Source organism: Solimonas soli DSM 21787 (genome assembly GCF_000474945.1).
Lineage (GTDB): Bacteria > Pseudomonadota > Gammaproteobacteria > Nevskiales > Nevskiaceae > Solimonas > Solimonas soli.
The window spans coordinates 18,280-35,461 of the sequence record NZ_KI440838.1 but is presented as its reverse complement, the minus strand read 5'-3'; the positions used below and the strand labels follow the sequence as shown (position 1 = coordinate 35,461).

Annotated in this window: 17 protein-coding genes; 7 read left to right on the top strand and 10 right to left on the bottom strand. The window is 68.2% G+C overall.

The features are described 5' to 3' along the window. The first annotated feature begins 101 nt into the window (after positions 1–101). Positions 102–1,490 (top strand): argininosuccinate lyase, encoded by a 1,389-nt coding sequence (gene argH / locus K344_RS0116465; protein ID WP_028081594.1) that lies wholly within the window; start codon positions 102–104, stop codon positions 1,488–1,490. Here the strand turns inward: argH and K344_RS0116460 are convergent. Together K344_RS0116460 and K344_RS0116455 are read right to left on the bottom strand one after the other, a co-directional pair. Beyond that, complete coding sequence (locus K344_RS0116460) at positions 1,487–2,521, bottom strand: DUF72 domain-containing protein (protein ID WP_028081593.1); 1,035 nt, start codon at positions 2,519–2,521, stop codon at positions 1,487–1,489. The genes argH and K344_RS0116460 overlap by 4 nt on opposite strands. A gap of 38 nt (positions 2,522–2,559) precedes the next feature. Then, positions 2,560–3,003, bottom strand: coding sequence for an SRPBCC family protein (locus K344_RS0116455; protein WP_028081592.1), 444 nt, complete (start codon positions 3,001–3,003; stop codon positions 2,560–2,562). A 189-nt stretch (positions 3,004–3,192) separates the two neighbouring features. Here K344_RS0116455 and K344_RS0116450 point away from each other — a divergent pair, with 189 nt between their 5' ends. Continuing rightward, the gene (locus K344_RS0116450) at positions 3,193–4,917 is read left to right on the top strand and encodes an LTA synthase family protein (protein ID WP_028081591.1); all 1,725 of its coding nucleotides are present in this window, start codon (positions 3,193–3,195) and stop codon (positions 4,915–4,917) included. A 43-nt stretch (positions 4,918–4,960) separates the two neighbouring features. Here the strand turns inward: K344_RS0116450 and K344_RS0116445 are convergent, their stop codons facing one another. Together K344_RS0116445 and speA are read right to left on the bottom strand one after the other, a co-directional pair. After that, positions 4,961–5,506: a glutathione peroxidase gene (locus K344_RS0116445; RefSeq protein WP_028081590.1), complete on the bottom strand. Its 546-nt coding sequence runs from the start codon at positions 5,504–5,506 to the stop codon at positions 4,961–4,963. A 95-nt stretch (positions 5,507–5,601) separates the two neighbouring features. Next, on the bottom strand, positions 5,602–7,488 hold the full coding sequence (gene speA / locus K344_RS0116440; protein WP_028081589.1) for a biosynthetic arginine decarboxylase: 1,887 nt from the start codon (positions 7,486–7,488) through the stop codon (positions 5,602–5,604). A 145-nt stretch (positions 7,489–7,633) separates the two neighbouring features. Between speA and speE the strand changes: the two genes are divergently transcribed. Continuing rightward, positions 7,634–8,485, top strand: a complete 852-nt coding sequence (speE, locus tag K344_RS0116435) for a polyamine aminopropyltransferase (RefSeq protein ID WP_028081588.1) — start codon at positions 7,634–7,636, stop codon at positions 8,483–8,485. Between the two features lie 63 nt (positions 8,486–8,548). Here speE and K344_RS0116430 read toward each other — a convergent pair whose 3' ends face one another. The 3 genes from K344_RS0116430 to K344_RS0116420 form a co-directional block, all read right to left on the bottom strand. Continuing rightward, positions 8,549–8,935, bottom strand: a complete 387-nt coding sequence (locus K344_RS0116430) for a DUF4124 domain-containing protein (RefSeq protein ID WP_028081587.1) — start codon at positions 8,933–8,935, stop codon at positions 8,549–8,551. A gap of 77 nt (positions 8,936–9,012) precedes the next feature. Next, positions 9,013–9,351, bottom strand: a complete 339-nt coding sequence (locus K344_RS0116425; RefSeq protein WP_028081586.1) for a P-II family nitrogen regulator — start codon at positions 9,349–9,351, stop codon at positions 9,013–9,015. A 185-nt stretch (positions 9,352–9,536) separates the two neighbouring features. Continuing rightward, positions 9,537–10,817 carry an ammonium transporter gene (locus tag K344_RS0116420; protein WP_084197584.1) on the bottom strand — a complete coding sequence of 427 codons (1,281 nt, stop codon included), beginning with the start codon at positions 10,815–10,817 and terminating at the stop codon, positions 9,537–9,539. Here K344_RS0116420 and K344_RS25085 point away from each other — a divergent pair. Further along, entirely contained in the window at positions 10,786–11,079 is a 294-nt protein-coding gene (locus tag K344_RS25085) for a hypothetical protein (RefSeq protein WP_169729312.1), read from the top strand. The genes K344_RS0116420 and K344_RS25085 overlap by 32 nt on opposite strands. 6 nt (positions 11,080–11,085) lie before the next feature. Here K344_RS25085 and glnK read toward each other — a convergent pair whose 3' ends face one another. Continuing rightward, on the bottom strand, positions 11,086–11,424 hold the full coding sequence (glnK, locus tag K344_RS0116415; protein ID WP_028081584.1) for a P-II family nitrogen regulator: 339 nt from the start codon (positions 11,422–11,424) through the stop codon (positions 11,086–11,088). Positions 11,425–11,635: 211 nt separating this feature from the next. On the opposite strand from glnK, the gene K344_RS0116410 reads away from it, so the two are divergent. Together K344_RS0116410 and K344_RS0116405 are read left to right on the top strand one after the other, a co-directional pair. Next, complete coding sequence (locus tag K344_RS0116410) at positions 11,636–11,902, top strand: accessory factor UbiK family protein (RefSeq protein ID WP_028081583.1); 267 nt, start codon at positions 11,636–11,638, stop codon at positions 11,900–11,902. 14 nt (positions 11,903–11,916) lie between these two features. Then, the gene (locus K344_RS0116405; RefSeq protein ID WP_028081582.1) at positions 11,917–13,419 is read left to right on the top strand and encodes a YifB family Mg chelatase-like AAA ATPase; all 1,503 of its coding nucleotides are present in this window, start codon (positions 11,917–11,919) and stop codon (positions 13,417–13,419) included. Between the two features lie 55 nt (positions 13,420–13,474). Here the strand turns inward: K344_RS0116405 and K344_RS23190 are convergent, their stop codons facing one another. Together K344_RS23190 and K344_RS0116395 are read right to left on the bottom strand one after the other, a co-directional pair. After that, positions 13,475–14,269 carry a TorF family putative porin gene (locus K344_RS23190; protein ID WP_051362324.1) on the bottom strand — a complete coding sequence of 265 codons (795 nt, stop codon included), beginning with the start codon at positions 14,267–14,269 and terminating at the stop codon, positions 13,475–13,477. A 299-nt stretch (positions 14,270–14,568) separates the two neighbouring features. Next, positions 14,569–15,057 (bottom strand): c-type cytochrome, encoded by a 489-nt coding sequence (locus K344_RS0116395; RefSeq protein ID WP_028081581.1) that lies wholly within the window; start codon positions 15,055–15,057, stop codon positions 14,569–14,571. Between the two features lie 140 nt (positions 15,058–15,197). On the opposite strand from K344_RS0116395, the gene K344_RS0116390 reads away from it, so the two are divergent. Continuing rightward, entirely contained in the window at positions 15,198–16,919 is a 1,722-nt protein-coding gene (locus K344_RS0116390; protein ID WP_028081580.1) for a potassium/proton antiporter, read from the top strand. The last annotated feature ends 263 nt before the right edge of the window (positions 16,920–17,182 follow it).

Below are 17,182 nucleotides of genomic sequence, written 5' to 3'. Positions count from 1 at the left end.
CGATGGGCGCCACTTTGCAGCGCCGGGGCCGCCAGCGGCAAGCGGTGCCGGCGAGGCGGCGGGCCTATAATCTCGGCCCTTTCCTCGCAGACTGCGCTTTCATGTCCGGCAACCAGAAATTGTGGGGCGGTCGTTTCGCCGAATCGACTTCCGCGCTCGTCGAGCAATTCTCCGAGTCGGTCAGCTTCGACGCGCGTCTCTATCGCCAGGACATCCGCGGCTCGCAGGCGCACGCCAGGATGCTCGGCAAGGTCGGCGTGCTGTCGGCGCAGGACGTCGAGAAGATCGTCGCCGGGCTCGAGGCGATCCTCGCCGAGATCGAGGCCGGCACGTTCGAGTGGAGCGAGAAGCTCGAAGACGTGCACATGAACATCGAGGCGCGGCTGACCGAGCGCATCGGCGACGCCGGCAAGCGCCTGCACACCGGCCGCTCGCGCAACGACCAGGTCGCCACCGACCTGCGCCTGTATGTGCGCGACGTCATCGACGAGCTGCTGATCCTGATCGACCGCGTCGCCGACGGCCTGCTCGATCTCGCCGAGCGCGAGGCCGAGACCGTGATGCCGGGCTTCACGCATCTGCAGATCGCCCAGCCGGTGACCTTCGGCCACCACATGCTGGCCTGGCGCGAGCAGATGCTGCGCGACCGCTCGCGGCTCGTCGACGCGCGCCGCCGCCTGAACCTGCTGCCGCTCGGCGCCGCCGCGCTGGCCGGCACCGTGTATCCGATCGACCGCCATTACGTCGCCGAGCTGCTCGGCTTCGACGGCGTCACCGAGAACTCGCTCGACACCGTGTCCGATCGCGATTTCGCGATCGAGTTCTGCGCCGCCGCCAGCCTGATCCTCGTGCACCTGTCGCGCTGGAGCGAGGAGCTGATCCTGTGGTCGACGCCGATGTTCGGCTTCGTCAACCTGCCGGACCGTTTCTGCACCGGCAGCTCGATCATGCCGCAGAAGAAGAACCCGGACGTGCCGGAACTGGTGCGCGGCAAGACCGGCCGCGTGATCGGCAATCTCAATGCGCTGCTGGTGCTGATGAAGGGCCAGCCGCTGGCGTACAACCGCGACAACCAGGAAGACAAGCCGCCGCTGTTCGACACCGTCGACACCGTATCGATCTGTCTTTCGGTCTACGCCGAGATGATCCCGGCCATCGAAGTGCGCCGCGACCACTGCCGCGCCGCCGCCGCCAAGGGCTTCTCCACGGCGACCGACCTCGCCGACTACCTCGTCAGGAAGGGCCTGCCGTTCCGCGACGCGCATCACGCCGTCGGCAGCACGGTCGCTTTCGCGCAGCAGAAGGGCTGCGACATCGCGGAGCTGTCGCTCGCCGAGCTGCGCCAGTTCTCCGATCTGATCGGCGAGGACGTCTACGCCTGCATCACGCTCGAAGGCTCGCTGAACGCGCGCGACCACTACGGCGCGACCAGCCCGAAGCAGGTGCGCGCGGCGATCGCCCGCGCCCGCGCCGCGAAGAAGGAAGCCTAGGCCGCGGCGGCGATGGCTTCGGCCAGCGCGGCCGCGGTCAGCGGCGCCGAGCCTTCGGCCTTGTTGCCGATCGTCACGTATGCCGGCCAGCCGGCGCCGGTCGTGCCGCGGATGACGCGGGCCAGCGCCGCACGCGTCTCGGGATCGGCATCGACGATGCGATCGAAGGCGCCGTACAGGCGCTTCGCCTCTTCATAGCCATAGGCGCCGTGGCGGCGGTGCAGGTTCCAGCGACAGACCAGCGGCCCCGGCCACAGCGCGCGCAGGATCGGCAGCTGTTCGCCAATCGCCGGCATCTTCGCGTGCAGGCCCAGGCAATACGTCGCGCCCGACGCGCGCAGCACGGCGACGAAATCCGGCCCCAGCCATGCGGCGTTGCGCACCTCGACGGCGACAATCACGTCCGGCACCTGCGCGCGCAGCTCGGCAAGCCCCTGCAGCATCGCCGCCAGCCGCTGCAGCAGGCCGGCGCGATCGTGCATCAGCATCTCGTCGGGCAGCGGGCTCAGCTGGAAGACCAGCACGCCGAGCTTGTGACCCAGGCCTTCGCTGGCCGGCTCGGCGGACGCGTGCACGGCCAGGCGCGGATCGAGAAAGCGCGGATTGAGTTCGAGGCCGCGGCCGTTCTCGCTGCGCACCAGCGCATCGGCAACGACGCTCGGCGCCTTCACCACGAAGCGGAAATCGTCCGGCACCTGCGCCGCGTAGGCCGCGTACTGGCCGGCATCGAGCGGGCGGTAGAAGGCGCGGTCGAGGCTCACCGTGCGCAGCAGCGGATGCTGTGCGTAGGCACGCAGGCCCTTCCTGGACAGCGTCGTTTCCGGGTATTCCTGCGCCCACACGCTGCCGACCCAGCCGGGGTAGTTCCACGACGATGTGCCGAGTCGCAGCCGCGCCGGCAGGGCCGCACGCAAGGCGCTGAGCGACGGTGACGGCGCCGCCGGCTCGACGTCCTTGCCGCGCTTGCGCGGTGGCGGTGCCACGGCGACCACGGCCGCGGGCTCGACCTCGGGGAACAGGGAATCCTGCATGCGCCGATTGTGCCGGCGCCGGCGCCGCGCGGCGAGCCTCAGGCCGGTTGCAGCAGCGGCGCTTCGAGCACGCGCCGCAGCCGGCGCAGGTCGCCGGCCGCCTGCCAGCGGAACAGCAGGCCGAGCAGCGGCGTCAGCCACTGCCAGCGTCCCCGCGGGCGCAGCTGCAGGAGATAGGAGAAGCGCGTGCCCTCGCCTTCGGCCTCGAACAGGCGCCGGCCGGCGCAGGGCACCGGCCCGCTGAGGGCCTCGAAGGCGGTGCGGCGACCGGCGTCCCAGGCCGTAACCTCGGCAATGGTCTCGGCGCGCAGGCCGCAGAAGCGGATGACTTCGCGCGTGCGACTGCCGATGCGCGGTTCGCCCTCGCACTGCAGGTCGATGACGCCGCGGCGCCAGCGCGGGTCGTTGCGGTAATCGCCCGCGAACGCGAAGACGGCGTCCGGCGGACGGCGGATATGGATGTGGCAGGCGACCGAGATCATGGCGCGGCGAGGGAAGAGACGGGTTCAGTGTCGGCGAAGCCGCTACGACACACCGCGAACTAGGCCACATTGCGGCCGTCCTGTCGCTGAACGGGCGAGAAGCCGTGATCGAGCCGCGATCCGTCGAACGGTCTTTCGCCGCCGCGCGCGAGGCCTTACAGTGCGCCGCCGCCAGAACATGACGTTTCGATGACAGCCACGACGATCCTCGCGCGTCGCCCGTCGCTTGCCCTGCTCGGCCTCGGCCTGCTGCAGGCCGCGGCCACCGTCTGGGCCTTGTGGGTGTCGATGCAGTTCAGCGACGACGGGACCTGCGCCCTCATCAACGCCGGTCTGTTCGCCGTGCCGCTGCTGCTGATGCTGGCGATTTCCGGACGCTGGAGCTACGCCGTCGCCTTCGCGACGCTGGCCGCGATCCTGTTCTGGGCGATCGGCGAGTTCAAGCTGCGCTACTTCGACAATCGCCTCGCGCTGCTCGACTTCAGCTTCCTCGGCGAGGGCGCGAACTGGAGCATCGTCGGCCGCTATCCGCGCCTGCAGTGGGCGCTGGCCGGCTTCGTCGTCGCCTGCCTCGTGCTCGGCGTGCACGCCCGGCTGGCGCGGCGCGGCCCGGCGCATGGCTGGCGCGTGCGCGCGGCCTGCCTCGTCCTGCTCGGCGGCTGGTCGAGCTTTGCCTGGGCGAACCGCCACCACCACAACTGGGAAGTGTTCCGCGACGACGCCGACTGCGGCCTGCTGAAAATCTGCGGCGTGATGAGCCGCCTCGTCTATTCATACAGCGTGTTCGAGATGCCGACCGTGCTGCCGAGCGGCGACAGCTCGCGCTTCGAGGCCCTGCTGTCCTCGTACCGGCCGGCGCCGGTCGCGACGAGCGGCGCCAAGCCGGACGTCGTCGTCTGGCTCAACGAATCGACCTTCGACCCGCGCGGCTACGCGATCAAGGGCGCCCGGTGGCCGCACCTGAAGATGTTCGACAAGCGCCCGGAGACGCGCGCGCAGGGTCTGCTGCGCGTGCACACCTACGGCGGCAAGACCTGGCTGTCAGAGTTCTCGGTCCTGACCGGACTGGTCCCGGACGACTTCGGCGCGCGCCGCACGACGGTGTTCAACGCCGTGGCCCCGCACATGCGGGACAACCTCGTGGCGCGCTTCGAGGCCAACGGCTACCGCACCGTGGTGCTGATGCCGACCATGAAGCGTTTCTACGGCGCCGGCCGCACCTACGAAAGTCTCGGCTTCGATCGCGTGCTGACCCTGCGCGACTTCCACGAGTACGACCAGATCCCCGGCGACGAGTGGGACATCGCCGACAGCGAGCGCCTCGCCGAGGCCGCCGTCACGCTGCTCAAGCGCAACGCCGCCGACACCCGCGACCCGCGGCCGCTGTTCCTCTACATGCTGTCGATCCACGAGCACGCGCCGTATCCGAAGAACACGCCGGTGATCGCCGGCCTGCAACAGGCCGAGCTGGGCAAGTCGCTGAAGGGCAAGCTGTCGGACTACAGCAACAAGCTGGTCAAGCTCGACCGCGGCATCGGCGTGCTGGAGAGCTATCTCACGCAGCAGCAGCGCCGCGCGGTGTGGGCCTATTTCGGCGACCACCAGGCCTACTTCGAGGAACAGCAGCCGCCTTACCTGCGGCAACTGCCAAAGCCGGACTTCCTCACGCAGTACCAGGTGCGCAGCAACTTCCGTCCGCTCGATCCGCTCGCCGCGCCGCCGCTGCTCGACATCGCCCTGCTGCCGTCGCTGGTCGCCGACGTCGCCGGTCTGCGCCACGACACCTGGTTCGACGGCCTGTCGGCGATGCGCGAGGCCTGCGCCGGCACGCTCGAAGACTGCGAAGACGCGGCGCTGGTGACCAGCTTCAAGAACTGGACGTTCTCGCCGCAGCTCGCGCTGCTCGCGCGCTGAGCGTCGGCGTGGCGGCGCCGCGGCCGCCGCCACGCCGGGCGCCTCAGGCGGCGAGTGCCTTGTCGATCGCCTCGCCCAGACGCGGATCGTCAGGCGTGAGATCCGGCGCGAAGCGGCCGACGACCTTGCCGTCGCGGCCGATCAGGAATTTCTCGAAGTTCCACAGCACCTCGCCCGGCTCGCCGGTCGCGATGCCGTAGCCCTTCAGGCGCTCGCGCATCGGGCCTTCGCCGACGGCCTCCTTCTGCGCCCGCGTCAGCTCGCCGTACAAGGGATGCTGGTCGGCACCCTTGACGCTGATCTTCGCGAACAGCGGGAAGCTGACCTCGTAGTTCGTCGAGCAGAACGACTGGATTTCCTCGTTGCTGCCCGGCTCCTGTTCCTTGAAGTTGTTGGCCGGGAAGCCCAGCACCTCGAGACCCCGGTCCTTCTTCGCGCGGTACAGCGCTTCGAGCGCGCTGTACTGCGGCGTCAGGCCGCACTTCGAGGCGACGTTGACGACGAGCAGCACCTTGCCGCGGAAGTCGCCGAGCTTGGCGGGCGCGCCGTCGATGCGCGCGAGCGGGATGTCGTATAGCGATGCAGACATGCTTGCCTCCTTGATAGGCCGCCGTTCGCGGCGGCTAGGGATGGGCGGCGGACCGTGATCCGCCGCTCGTTCTTGACGCCCATCGCGTTGACGGGCTAGCTCAGATACGTGTAGCCGCTCAGCCCGGCCTCGAGCTCGGCGTACAGTGCGTCCTTCTGCGCCGCCGGCAGCGCCGACGCCTCGAGCTTGGCGCGGTAGGCGGCGGACAGCATCGAAGGCTCCAGATGCACGTAGCGCAGCAGCTCGTCGGTGCGGTCGCCCGATTCGGCGCCGGCGAGCCTCCAGCCGCCCTGGCCGTCGAGCACGACGTTGACGGCATTGGTGTCGCCGAACAGGTTGTGCATGTCGCCGAGGATTTCCTGGTAGGCGCCGACCATGAAGAAGCCGATCAGATACGGCTCGCCCTCGCGCAGCGGATGCAGCGCCAGCGTCGGCATCAGGCCCTCGCGGTCGACGTACTGATCGAGGCGGCCGTCGGAATCGCAGGTCAGGTCGCAGAGCCGCGCGCGCACGTCCGGGCGCTCGGTGAGGCGATGGATCGGCATGATCGGGAAAACCTGATCGATCGCCCAGGCGTCCGGCACCGACTGGAACACCGAGAAGTTGCAGAAATACTTGGTCGCCAGCTTGTCGCGCAGTTCGTCGATCGCCTCGCGCTGCGCGCGGATCGTCGGGTCGAGCTTCGGCAGCACGGCGCGGGCCAGCGCGTAATAGGCCGCCTCGGCGTAGGCACGCTGCGGCAGGCTGAGCAGACCGAGCGCGTACTGGTCGCGCGCGTCGGCGAAGAACTGCGCGGCATCGTGCAGGCTCTCGATCGGCCCCTGCACGTCGATCTCGCGGAACAGCGCGTACAGCTCGTGCAGCACCGGCGGCGCGTCGGCGGCCGGCGCGACGATGGCCTGCGTCGGCGCCGCATCGTGATCGACGACGTCGGCGATCAGCACCGCGTGATGCGCGGTCAGCGCACGGCCGGATTCGGAGATCACGTTCGGCTGCGGCAGCTTTTCGGCGATGCAGACTTCCTGCAGCGTGCGCAGGATGTTGCGCGCGTACTCGCGCAGCGAGTAGTTCATCGAGCAGAAGGAGCGCGAGCGCGTGCCCTCGTAGTCGACGCCGAGACCGCCGCCGACGTCGACCACGTCGATCGGCGCGCCGAGCCGGCGCAGCTCGACGTAGAAGCGCGCCGCCTCGCGCAGGCCGCGGGCGATATCCTGCACGTTGGCGACCTGCGAGCCGAGATGGAAGTGGATCATCTGCACGGCGTCGAGGCGGCCGGCGGCGCGCAGGAGCTCGATCGCTTCGAGTATCTGCGGTGCCGACAGGCCGAACTTGGCCTTCTCGCCGCCGGTGTTCTGCTGCGTGCTGGTGAAGTTCGCCGACAGGCGCACGCGCAGGCCGAGCAGCGGCGCCACGTCGAGCGCCCGCGCTTCCTCGATCACCAGCGGCAGCTCGGACAGTTTCTCGACGACGATGTAGACCTGGTGTCCCAGCTTCTGGCCGATCAGCGCGCGACGGATGTAGGCGCGGTCCTTGTAGCCGTTGCAGACGATGACGCTGCCCGGCCGCGCCAGGCCGAGCACCGCCGCCAGCTCCGGCTTGCTGCCGGCCTCGATGCCGACGCGCTCGCCGCCGTGCGCGACGATTTCCTCGACCACGTCGCCCTGCTGGTTGACCTTGATCGGGTAGACGGCGGTATAGCGGCCCTCGTAACCGAGCTCGTCGATGACCGACGCGAAGGCGCCGGTCAGCTGGTCGACGCGATCGTGCAGGATGTTGACGAAACGCACCAGCACCGGCAGCTCGAGACCTTCCGCCGGCAGGCGACGCGCCAGCTCGTAGAGATCGATCGACACCGCGGAACGCTCGCGGAACGGCCGCACGCGCAGATGGCCGTCGGCGGCGACGTCGAAGTAGCCCTCGCCCCACTGCGGCACGTTGTACAGCTCGCGCGCCTGCGCCACGTCCCAGCCTTCGTTCGTCATCGCGCCCGTCACTCGCCCGTCTTGTCTTGCCGATATACTCGCGCCCTGAAAATTTCCGGCGCGAGCCCGGCATTGTAGCCGCCGCGCGCTTCGCCGCCGAACCCTGATCCGCGCCGCCGAATCGGCGCAAGTCTACGAGGCCCGCATGACGCTCGATCGCAGCTGGTTCACCGAGCCGATGGAATCCACCGGCACGGCCTTCTCGCTCAAGGGCGAGAAAGTCCACGAAGAACAGACGCCGTACCAGAAGATCGAAATCTGGAAGACCGAGACCTTCGGCTGGCTGATGGCCATCGACGGCTGCACGATGGTGTCGACGCGCGACAACTTCCTCTATCACGAGATGATGTCGCACCCGGCGCTCAACTCGCACCCGGATCCGCAGAACGTCGTCATCGTCGGCGGCGGCGATTGCGGCACGCTGCGCGAGGTACTCAAGCACCCCGAGGTGAAGTCGGCGACGCAGGTCGAGATCGACGAGCGCGTCACCCGTCTTGCCGAGCAGTATTTCCCCGAGCTCTGCGACAGGAACAGCGATCCGCGCGCGACACTGTTCTTCGGCGACGGCATCCAGTGGATGAAGGACGCGGCGCCCGGCTCGATCGACATGATCATCATCGACTCGACCGATCCGGTCGGGCCGGCCGAGGGCCTGTTCGGCAAGCGCTTCTATCTCGACTGCATCAAGGCGCTGAAGCCCGACGGCATGCTCGTGCAGCAGTCGGAATCGCCGCTGTTGCATCTGGAGCTGATCCAGGAAATGCATGCCGCGATGCGCGAGGCCGGCTTCGCGCAGACGCATCTGCTGCACTTCCCGCAGGTGATCTACCCGTCCGGCTGGTGGTCGGGCTCGATCGCCTGCAAGAAGGCCGGGCCGCTGGCCGCGCGCCTCGACGAGCGCGCGATCGCCGCGCTCGACTGCCAGTTCTACAACGCCGACACGCATCGCGGCGCCTTCGCGCTGCCGACCTACGTCAGGCGCGCCCTGCAAGGCTGATTCCGCGGCGCAAAAAAGGCCGCCATCTTCGCGGATGGCGGCCTTTTCCGATTCCGGAGACGCTCAGGGCGGCGTGGCGTTCTCGCCGCAGGCTTCGGCGACCTGCTGCTCGGCGCGCGCCACCAGCGCCTGTTTCTGCTCGGGGCCGTATTCCTTTTCATTGCCGAGCGCATCGCGCTCGACGATGCGCGCCGCGTTGCGATAGCTCGCCAGCGTGTCGCGCCGCTTCTGGCACTCGGCGGCCTGCGCCTCGCTGCCCGGATCGTCGCCGACGCGCGGCACTTCAGCCGTCAACGCATTGGCGCGGCCGGCGTCGATGCGCGTCCAGCCGGGCTGCGGCGTATCGCTGAAATGAAAATGCCCGGACTTGTCGACCCACTTGTAGACCTGTCCGGCGTTCGCCGCCGCGCTCAGGCATGCCATCGCCAGCAGTGTCGCGACCCGCTTCATGTCGTCTCCTCCGCGCCGCGTCGCGAAACGATGCCGGACGTCCCGCGCGCGTCGCCGCCGCCGGCCGCCGCGCCGGTTCAGACCGCGTCGGTGCCCGATTCGCCGGTGCGGATGCGCACCGTCTGCTCGAGGTCGTAGATGAAAATCTTGCCGTCGCCGATCTGGCCGGTCTTGGCCGCCTTGAGGATCGCTTCGGTGGCACGCTCGGCCATGTCCGGCGCGACGGCGACCTCGATCTTCACCTTCGGCAGCAGGTCGACCGTGTACTCGGCGCCGCGATACAGCTCGGTATGGCCTTTCTGGCGGCCGAAGCCGCGCACTTCCGTCACGGTCATGCCCTGCACGCCGATGTCCGCCAGCGCTTCACGCACCGCGTCGAGCTTGAAGGGTTTGATGACGGCGATGAGCATTTTCATGGTCTGCGCTCTTTCGTTCTTGTGAATCGGTGTGGGCAAAAGTCTAACACGCACCAGGCGTCAGCCGGTTCCGCAAGAACCGTGCGCAAGGCGGTGGCGGCAAACGGAAAACAATAAAAAAGGGGCGGGTCCCTAAGGACCCGCCCCAACCCACCGGAGATGAATCGGTCGGTACCGCGTGTTGCTTACTGGTTGTAGGCCTTCTCGCCGTGGTCGGCGATGTCGAGACCTTCTTCCTGCGCCTCGTCGCTCGAGCGGACGCCGATCGTGTACTTCAGGATCAGCAGGATCACGGCCGCCGAGACGCCCGACCATACGATGGCCGTGCCGACGCCCCAGAGCTGCGCGATGACTTGCGCCTTCATGTCGTAGGCGCCGACCGCGTTGGCGACGTAGTCGTACACGCCCGAGCCGCCGAGGGCCGGGTTGACGAAGATGCCCGTGCCGATGGCGCCGATGATGCCGCCGACGGCGTGCACGCCGAAGGCGTCGAGCGCGTCGTCATAGCCGAGCAGGGCCTTGAGCTTGGTCGCCGCGAAGAAGCACACCACACCGGCGATCGCGCAGATCCAGAATGCGCCCATCGGACCGACGAAACCGCAAGCCGGGGTGATCGCGACCAGACCGGCGACGATGCCCGAGCAGATGCCGAGCAGGCTCGGCTTGCCCTTCGTCAGCCATTCGGCGCCCGTCCAGGCAACGCCGGCGACCGCGGTGCCGAACAGGGTGTTGAAGAACGCCATGCCCGCCGAGCCGGTGGCTTCGAGGTTGGAACCGGCGTTGAAGCCGAACCAGCCCATCCACAGCATGCCGGTGCCGATCGCCGTCATCATCAGGCTGTGCGGCGCGAAGTGGAACTTGCCGAGGCCCTTGCGCGGACCGACGATGATCGCCGCGACCAGCGCCGCGATACCGGCATTGATGTGCACGACCGTGCCGCCGGCGAAGTCGATGGCGCCCTTCTGGAACAGGAAGCCGGCGTGCTCGCCCGCCGCCGTCGCCGCATCAGCGCTGGTGTAGGCGTCCGGACCGTCCCACAGCCACACCATGTGCGCCATCGGCAGGTAGGAGATCGTGAACCAGACGACGCTGAAGATCATCACGGCCGAGAACTTCATGCGCTCGGCGAAGCCGCCGGTGACCAGCGCGACGGTGATCGCGGCGAAGGTCAGCTGGAAGGCGACGAAGACGAGCTCCGGGATGTACTGGCCCTTGCTGAATGTCGCGCCGACCGTGCTGGCATCGACGCCGTGCAGGAACAGCTTGTCGAGCGAGCCGAAGAACGGATTGCCGACCGTGAAGGCGACGCTGTAGCCGTAGGCGGCCCAGAGCACGGCGATCACGCAGAAGATCGCGAAGCTCTGCATCACCGTCGACAGCGCGTTCTTGGAGCGCACCATGCCGGCGTAGAACAGCGCGAGGCCCGGCACCGTCATGAACAGCACGAAGGCAGTCGACACCAGCATCCACGCCGTGTCGCCCTTGTTGCAATCGAAACCCTTGTCGCCGCAATGCGGCACGGCCGCCGGAGCCTCGGCAGCGGCCGCTTCGGCCGGCGCCGCTTCGGCCGGCGCAGCCTCCGCTGGAGCCGCCGCATCGGCGGCAGGTGCCGCGACGGTCGAAGCCGCCGGCGCCGGCGCGGCGCTGTCATCAGCCCACGCCGCCGGCGCGAGCCCGAATACCGCCGCGAGCATCGCGGCGCTCAAAATTTTGCGCATCATTGCGTAATCCCCCTCAGAGAGCGTCTTTGCCCGTTTCGCCAGTGCGGATGCGAATGGCTTGGTCCAGGTTGTAGATGAAGATCTTGCCGTCGCCGATCTTGCCGGTATGCGCGGCTTTGCTGATGGCGTCGATGGCGGCATCGAGCTTGTCGTCCGCGACGGCGACCTCGATCTTCACTTTCGGCAGAAAATCGACGACGTATTCGGCGCCGCGATACAGCTCGGTATGTCCCTTCTGGCGGCCAAACCCCTTGACCTCCGTCACCGTAATGCCAGCCACGCCGATATCCGAGAGTGCTTCTCGCACCTCGTCCAGCTTGAACGGCTTGATGATGGCTGCGATTAATTTCATGCGAGTCACTCCTGAGTCGGAAAGCGTCCTGACGCCGGGGGAGCCTCATCACCCCGGCGGCCTCGGCCTTCAAAGCATGGACCATGCCAGCCGTTTCGGGGCATTGGCAGTGCGATTCACCCGCCGTCCCGCACCATGTCGGTGCATTGCCGTGCAGGGCGGCGGCGTATCGTCGAGGCATAATCGCGAAACGCCCCCGACCGCTCCCGCCATGGACACCCGCCGCATCGAAGACCTCGCCAGCAAGCTCGCCGGCGCCCTGCCGCCCGGACTGCGCAGCCTGCGCGGCGAACTCGAAGAGAACTTCCGCGCCATGCTGCGCGCCAATCTGGAGAAATGGGACCTCGTGTCGCGCGAGCGCTTCGACATCCAGGCCGAGCTGCTGGCACGCACGCAGAAGAAGCTCGCCGCGCTGGAGAAGCGCATCAAGGCGCTCGAACAGCGTGAAGCAGCGCACCAAGGCAAGCCGCCGGCCTGATTAGCATCGGCGGCATGTCGCTCGCCACGGTCCACGCCCGCGCCCAGAACGGTCTCGCCGCCGATCCCGTCCACGTCGAAGTCCACCTCGCCCCCGGTCTGCCCGGGCTGACGATCGTCGGTCTGCCGGAAGCTTCGGTGCGCGAAGCGCGCGATCGCGTGCGGGCTGCGATCGTCAACAGCGGCTACCGCTTTCCGCTGCAGCGCATCACCTGCAACCTGGCGCCGGCCGACCTGCCGAAGGACGGCTCGCGTTTCGACCTGGCGATCGCCCTCGGCATCCTCGCCGCCTCGCAGCAGATCCCGGCCGAGTCGCTGCGCGAACTGGAAGTGCTCGGCGAGCTGTCGCTGTCCGGCGAGATCCGGCCGATCCGCGGCGCGCTGCCGGCCGCGCTGAAAGCCGCCGCCGCCGGCCGCGCCCTGCTGGTCCCGCAGGCCAATGCCGCCGAAGCCTGCCTCGCCCAGGGCGCGCGCATTCATGTCGCCGCACAGCTCGGCGTGCTCTGCGCCGAACTGCATCAGGGCACGCTCAGCACGGCGGCCGTCGCGCCGTCGCCACGCGTCACGCACGTCGTCGACGATCTCACCGACGTGCGCGGCCAGGCGCTCGCCAAGCGCGCGCTCGAGATCGCCGCCGCCGGCTCGCATTCGCTCCTGCTCATCGGCCCGCCGGGCAGCGGCAAGTCGATGCTCGCACAGCGCCTGCCCGGCATCCTGCCGCCGCTGTCCGACGACGAAGCCCTCGAAGTCGCCGCCGTCGCGTCGATCGGCCGCGGCTTCGATATCGCGCAGTGGGGCCGGCGGCCGTTTCGCGCGCCGCACCACACGGCGTCCGGCGTCGCGCTGGTCGGCGGCGGCAGCAGCCCGAAGCCGGGCGAAATCACGCTGGCGCATCACGGCGTGCTGTTTCTCGACGAGCTGCCGGAATTCGCACGCGACGTGCTGGAAGTACTGCGCGAGCCGCTCGAGAGCGGCACGATCACCATCTCGCGCGCCGCGCGCCAGGCCGAGTTCCCGGCGCGCTTCCAGCTCATCGCCGCGATGAACCCCTGCCCGTGCGGACATCTCGGCGATCGCGGCGCGGACTGCCGCTGCACGCCGGATCAGATCGCCCGCTACCGCTCGCGCATTTCGGGGCCTCTGCTCGACCGCATCGACCTGCAGCTGTTCGTGCCGCGCGTCGACCGCGAAGAATGGCTGCGCAGCGACGCGCCGCCGGGCGAAACGAGCGCCGCGGTACGCGCCCGCGTGATCGCCGCGCGCGAACGCCAGCTGGGCCGGCAGGGCAAGCCGAACGCGCGACTCGGCGTGCGCGAACTGGAGAACATGGCGATGCCGGAACGCGCCGGCCTGGCGCTGCTGCAGCAGGCGATGCAGAAGCTCGCCCTGTCGGCGCGCGCCTATCACCGCGTGCTGCGCGTCGCGCGCACGATCGCCGACCTGGCGGGCAGCGACGCGGTCGCGGCCGCGCATGTCGCCGAGGCATTGCGCTACCGCGATTCCGCCGCGCCGGCCTGAGCGCCCACAAAAAAGGGCCGCGCGAGGCGGCCCTTTTGTGCACGGCTAGAAAAACTCAGAGCGCGAAGGTCTTCTTGGCGCTGACGACGAAGTTCGGGCCATCCGACTTGCTCGGATCATCCGCACGCTTCAACGTCGTGCCAATGATCGAGAACCCGACGCTCAGTGTCTCATCGATGGCCTTGCTAAGACCAACGTTGTAGTCGATGTACGAATCCTTGTAGCTGCCGTCGCTTTTCGTGATCCACACATCTTCGCTGCTGATCGTGTCGCCAACGCTCACGATGAAATTGAGAGAATCGCTGAGCGGGAACGTACCGATCAGCGCGATGTACGAGTTCTTCACCTCATCGTTGTCGGCCGGATTCGATCCCGCATAGGCCGGCGACGTGCCGAAGTAGCTCGGGCTGTAGTAGTACTGCAGCGCAATCGGGCCGTACGAAAGCTTGATGTACCCTTCGACCGTGTTCGGATCGGTGTCAGCGGCGTCGTTGGCGTCGCCCTTGTAGTCGAAATAAGCGTAATAGATCGCACCGACGTCAATGCCGAACGTGTCCGCGATCTTCGTGGAATAGCCGAGATAGAGGTCGGTTTCCGAGCCGCCCGCGCCCCAGCTGACATTCGAACCCCAGATGCCTGCGTAGAACCCGGAGTCGTGCGCGTAGTCAATGCCGCCCTGGATCGCCGGCTTGCCATCCGATCGGCCCGTGATCACCGAGTCCTGGGCGAGGCCGCGGAAGAAATACTCGCTGACAGCTCCGACGTTGCCTGTAACGCCGGCCATCGCGCTGCCCGAGAACGCCGCCGCGCCGATGAGTACGGCGCTCACCACTGAACGCTTGAATTCCATGTATTTGCTCTTCCCAAGTGGATGGATCCTCCGCGTGCAGCGTTGCACACGGCCCCGGCCGAACATCGCAAGGCCCATGCCACGCACGTTCCGAGGCCGGCGTCAATTGTCTGTTTCCCCCACTGCAACATTCACATAGCCACCGGGAAACCCCTCAGACACGCGCTTCGGAACGGCGTTTACGATATGGCCGCGCAAGGAATTGTGCCATTTTGGCGCATGTCGCACCGACTTGGCGCGGCATCGGCGTCCAATAAAAAAGCCGCCCGAAGGCGGCTTTCTCGGCTGGGCAGCGGACTTCAGATGCCGGTCTGCTTGAGCATGTACTCGACCGCGCCCTTGACCTCGTCATCGCTGAGCGACGCGTCACCGCCGCGCGGCGGCATGGCATTGAGGCCGGAGATGGCTTTCTTGGTCAGGCCGTCGAGACCGCCCTGCGACTTGGCGCGCTCGCCCCAGGCGGCCTTGTCGCCGACCTTCGGCGCATTGAGCACGCCGGCGGCGTGGCAGCCGGTGCAGATCTTGGCGTAGACCTGCTCGCCGGTCATCGGCGCGCGCGCGGCCTGAGCGGCGGCGGCGAGCTTGACCAGCACCGAGGGGTCGGTGACCACCGTGCCGATCGGCTTGATGCGCTCTTCAAGCCGCGCCTGCGTTTGCGGGTCGACGTGTTCATCGCCGGAATCGAGGAAGCGTGCGGCGGTCGCGCAGACGAGCGCGATGAAGACCAGCACACCGAGCACCATTCCGAAATTGATGAAGAACACCTGGTCGTGGTTCTTATGCGCCACTGACGACTCCTGACCGGCCGGGATTTTGGGCGCGCAGTATAGCGGCTACTCGCATCGAGCGACTAGGCGCGGCGGCGGCGCTGCCCGAAACGTGCGCGCCGCACGGACCGAAGGCACGCACGCTGCTTACACTTGCTTGCATGAGCTTCGATACGTCCAGCCATTTCATTCTCCTCGCGGCGCTGCTGTTCCTGGTCAGCATTCTGGCGACGGTCGTGACACCGCGGCTCGGCGTGCCCCTGCTGCTGGTCTTCCTCATCGTCGGCATGCTCGCCGGCGAGGACGGGCCCGGCGGCATTCATTTCGCGAACTACGGGCTCGCCAATCTGGCGGCGACGGCCGCGCTCGCCGTCGTGCTGTTCGACGGCGGCCTGCGTACCCGGATCGAGAGCTTCCGCACCGGCCTCAGGCCGGCGCTGACGCTGGCCACTGTCGGCGTTCTGCTCACCGCCGGCATCACGGCGGCGGTGTGCCACTGGCTGCTGCGCCTGCCGGTCGCCGAAGGCTTTCTGATCGGCTCCATCGTCGCCTCGACCGACGCTGCCGCGGTGTTCTCGCTGCTCGGCACCAGCGCGCTCGCGCTCAATGAGCGCGTCACCGCGGCGCTCGAGATCGAGTCCGGCACCAATGACCCGATGGCGATCTTCCTCACCCTCGCGACGATTGCCTATCTGCAGGCGCCGGACAGCTTCGGGCTGGGCGATGCGCTGCGCATGCTCGCCTGGCAGATGCTGGCCGGCGCCGCCTGCGGCCTCGCCGGCGGCTGGCTGCTGATGCGCGGCCTCAACCGCCTGCGCCTCGGCGATTCGATGTATCCGCTGCTCGCGCTGTTCGGCGGCCTGACCATCTTCGGCGCGACCGGCCTGCTCGGCGGCAGCGGCTTCCTCGCCGTCTATCTCGCCGGCATCTTTCTCGGCAATCGTTCGCTGCGCGCCGCCGCCAGCATCCGCCGCTTCCACGACGGCGTGGCCTGGATGGCGCAGATCGGCATGTTCGTGATCCTCGGCCTGCTCGCCTCGCCGCATCAGCTGCTCGACGTCGCGGTGCCGGGTCTCCTGGTGTCGGCCGCGCTGCTGCTCATCGCCCGGCCGATCGCCGTGTTCGCCAGCCTCGCGCCGTTCCGCTTTCCGTGGCGCGAGCAGCTGTACATCGCCTGGGTCGGCCTGCGCGGCTCGGTGCCGATCGTGCTGGCGACCTATCCCTGGCTGGCCGGCCTCGACAACGCGCAGCTGTTCTTCAACATCGCCTTCTTCATCGTGCTCGTCTCACTGCTGGTGCAGGGCACCACGGTCGCGCCGGTGGCGCGCCTGCTCGGCCTCGAAGTGCCACAGCGCGCGGTGCGCGTGCATCGCGTCGACATCGATCTGCCGGGCCAGCGCGGCTACGAAGTCGTCAGCTATCGCATCCAGCCGAACAGCGCCTTGATCGGCATGCGGCACAAGGATCTGCCGATCCCCGACGTCTCGCGCGTCATCTGCATCGCCCGCGATGGCCGCCTGCTGCATTACCGCGAGTGGGGTGAGCTACGCGCGCACGATTACGTGTCGCTGCTCGCGGCGCAGAGCCAGCTCGACACGCTCGATCGCGTCTTCGAGTCGGTGCGCGAGCCGTCCGTGCCGAAGGCGCGCCAGTACTTCGGCGATTTCACGGTGCACGCCGACGCGCAGGTCGCGGCGCTGTGCGAGAGCTACGGCCTGCCGATGCCGGCCCATGCCGAGGGCAAGACCGTCGCGCAACTGCTGAGCCAGCACCTGCCGCATCCCGTGGTCGGCGATCGCCTGCGCATCGGCGACATCCAGCTGGTGGTCAAGGCGATCGATGGCGACCGCCCCACGCAGATCGGCCTGCGCCTGCCTCATTGAGGCTCGCGCCGCGCCGAAAGCGCGCGGAGCCGCATCGCGACCGTGCCTTCGCGGGTCGCGGCGCTTGTAATCAAGCTGACAACTGTTACACAATCAGTCTATCGTTATGGACTTGCAGGCCTTCGGCGCCCTGTTTGCGTGCCGTCGGCTTTTCTGGGGAGAGAACGCCGGGAGACACGCATAGCGGCCCCGGCATTGCGGTGTGGCGACAAAAAGAAGCCCCCCGGTGATCCGGAGGGCAAGGTGCGAGAAAGGCGCTTGGC

Coding starts and splice junctions, on each gene's coding strand:
- argH (WP_028081594.1), top strand. CDS start 102: ATGTCCGGCAACCAGAAATTGTGGGGCGGTCGTTTCGCCGAATCGACT.
- K344_RS0116460 (WP_028081593.1), bottom strand. CDS start 2,521: ATGCAGGATTCCCTGTTCCCCGAGGTCGAGCCCGCGGCCGTGGTCGCC.
- K344_RS0116455 (WP_028081592.1), bottom strand. CDS start 3,003: ATGATCTCGGTCGCCTGCCACATCCATATCCGCCGTCCGCCGGACGCC.
- K344_RS0116450 (WP_028081591.1), top strand. CDS start 3,193: ATGACAGCCACGACGATCCTCGCGCGTCGCCCGTCGCTTGCCCTGCTC.
- K344_RS0116445 (WP_028081590.1), bottom strand. CDS start 5,506: ATGTCTGCATCGCTATACGACATCCCGCTCGCGCGCATCGACGGCGCG.
- speA (WP_028081589.1), bottom strand. CDS start 7,488: ATGACGAACGAAGGCTGGGACGTGGCGCAGGCGCGCGAGCTGTACAAC.
- speE (WP_028081588.1), top strand. CDS start 7,634: ATGACGCTCGATCGCAGCTGGTTCACCGAGCCGATGGAATCCACCGGC.
- K344_RS0116430 (WP_028081587.1), bottom strand. CDS start 8,935: ATGAAGCGGGTCGCGACACTGCTGGCGATGGCATGCCTGAGCGCGGCG.
- K344_RS0116425 (WP_028081586.1), bottom strand. CDS start 9,351: ATGAAAATGCTCATCGCCGTCATCAAACCCTTCAAGCTCGACGCGGTG.
- K344_RS25085 (WP_169729312.1), top strand. CDS start 10,786: ATGAACAGCACGAAGGCAGTCGACACCAGCATCCACGCCGTGTCGCCC.
- K344_RS0116420 (WP_084197584.1), bottom strand. CDS start 10,817: ATGCTGGTGTCGACTGCCTTCGTGCTGTTCATGACGGTGCCGGGCCTC.
- glnK (WP_028081584.1), bottom strand. CDS start 11,424: ATGAAATTAATCGCAGCCATCATCAAGCCGTTCAAGCTGGACGAGGTG.
- K344_RS0116410 (WP_028081583.1), top strand. CDS start 11,636: ATGGACACCCGCCGCATCGAAGACCTCGCCAGCAAGCTCGCCGGCGCC.
- K344_RS0116405 (WP_028081582.1), top strand. CDS start 11,917: ATGTCGCTCGCCACGGTCCACGCCCGCGCCCAGAACGGTCTCGCCGCC.
- K344_RS23190 (WP_051362324.1), bottom strand. CDS start 14,269: ATGGAATTCAAGCGTTCAGTGGTGAGCGCCGTACTCATCGGCGCGGCG.
- K344_RS0116390 (WP_028081580.1), top strand. CDS start 15,198: ATGAGCTTCGATACGTCCAGCCATTTCATTCTCCTCGCGGCGCTGCTG.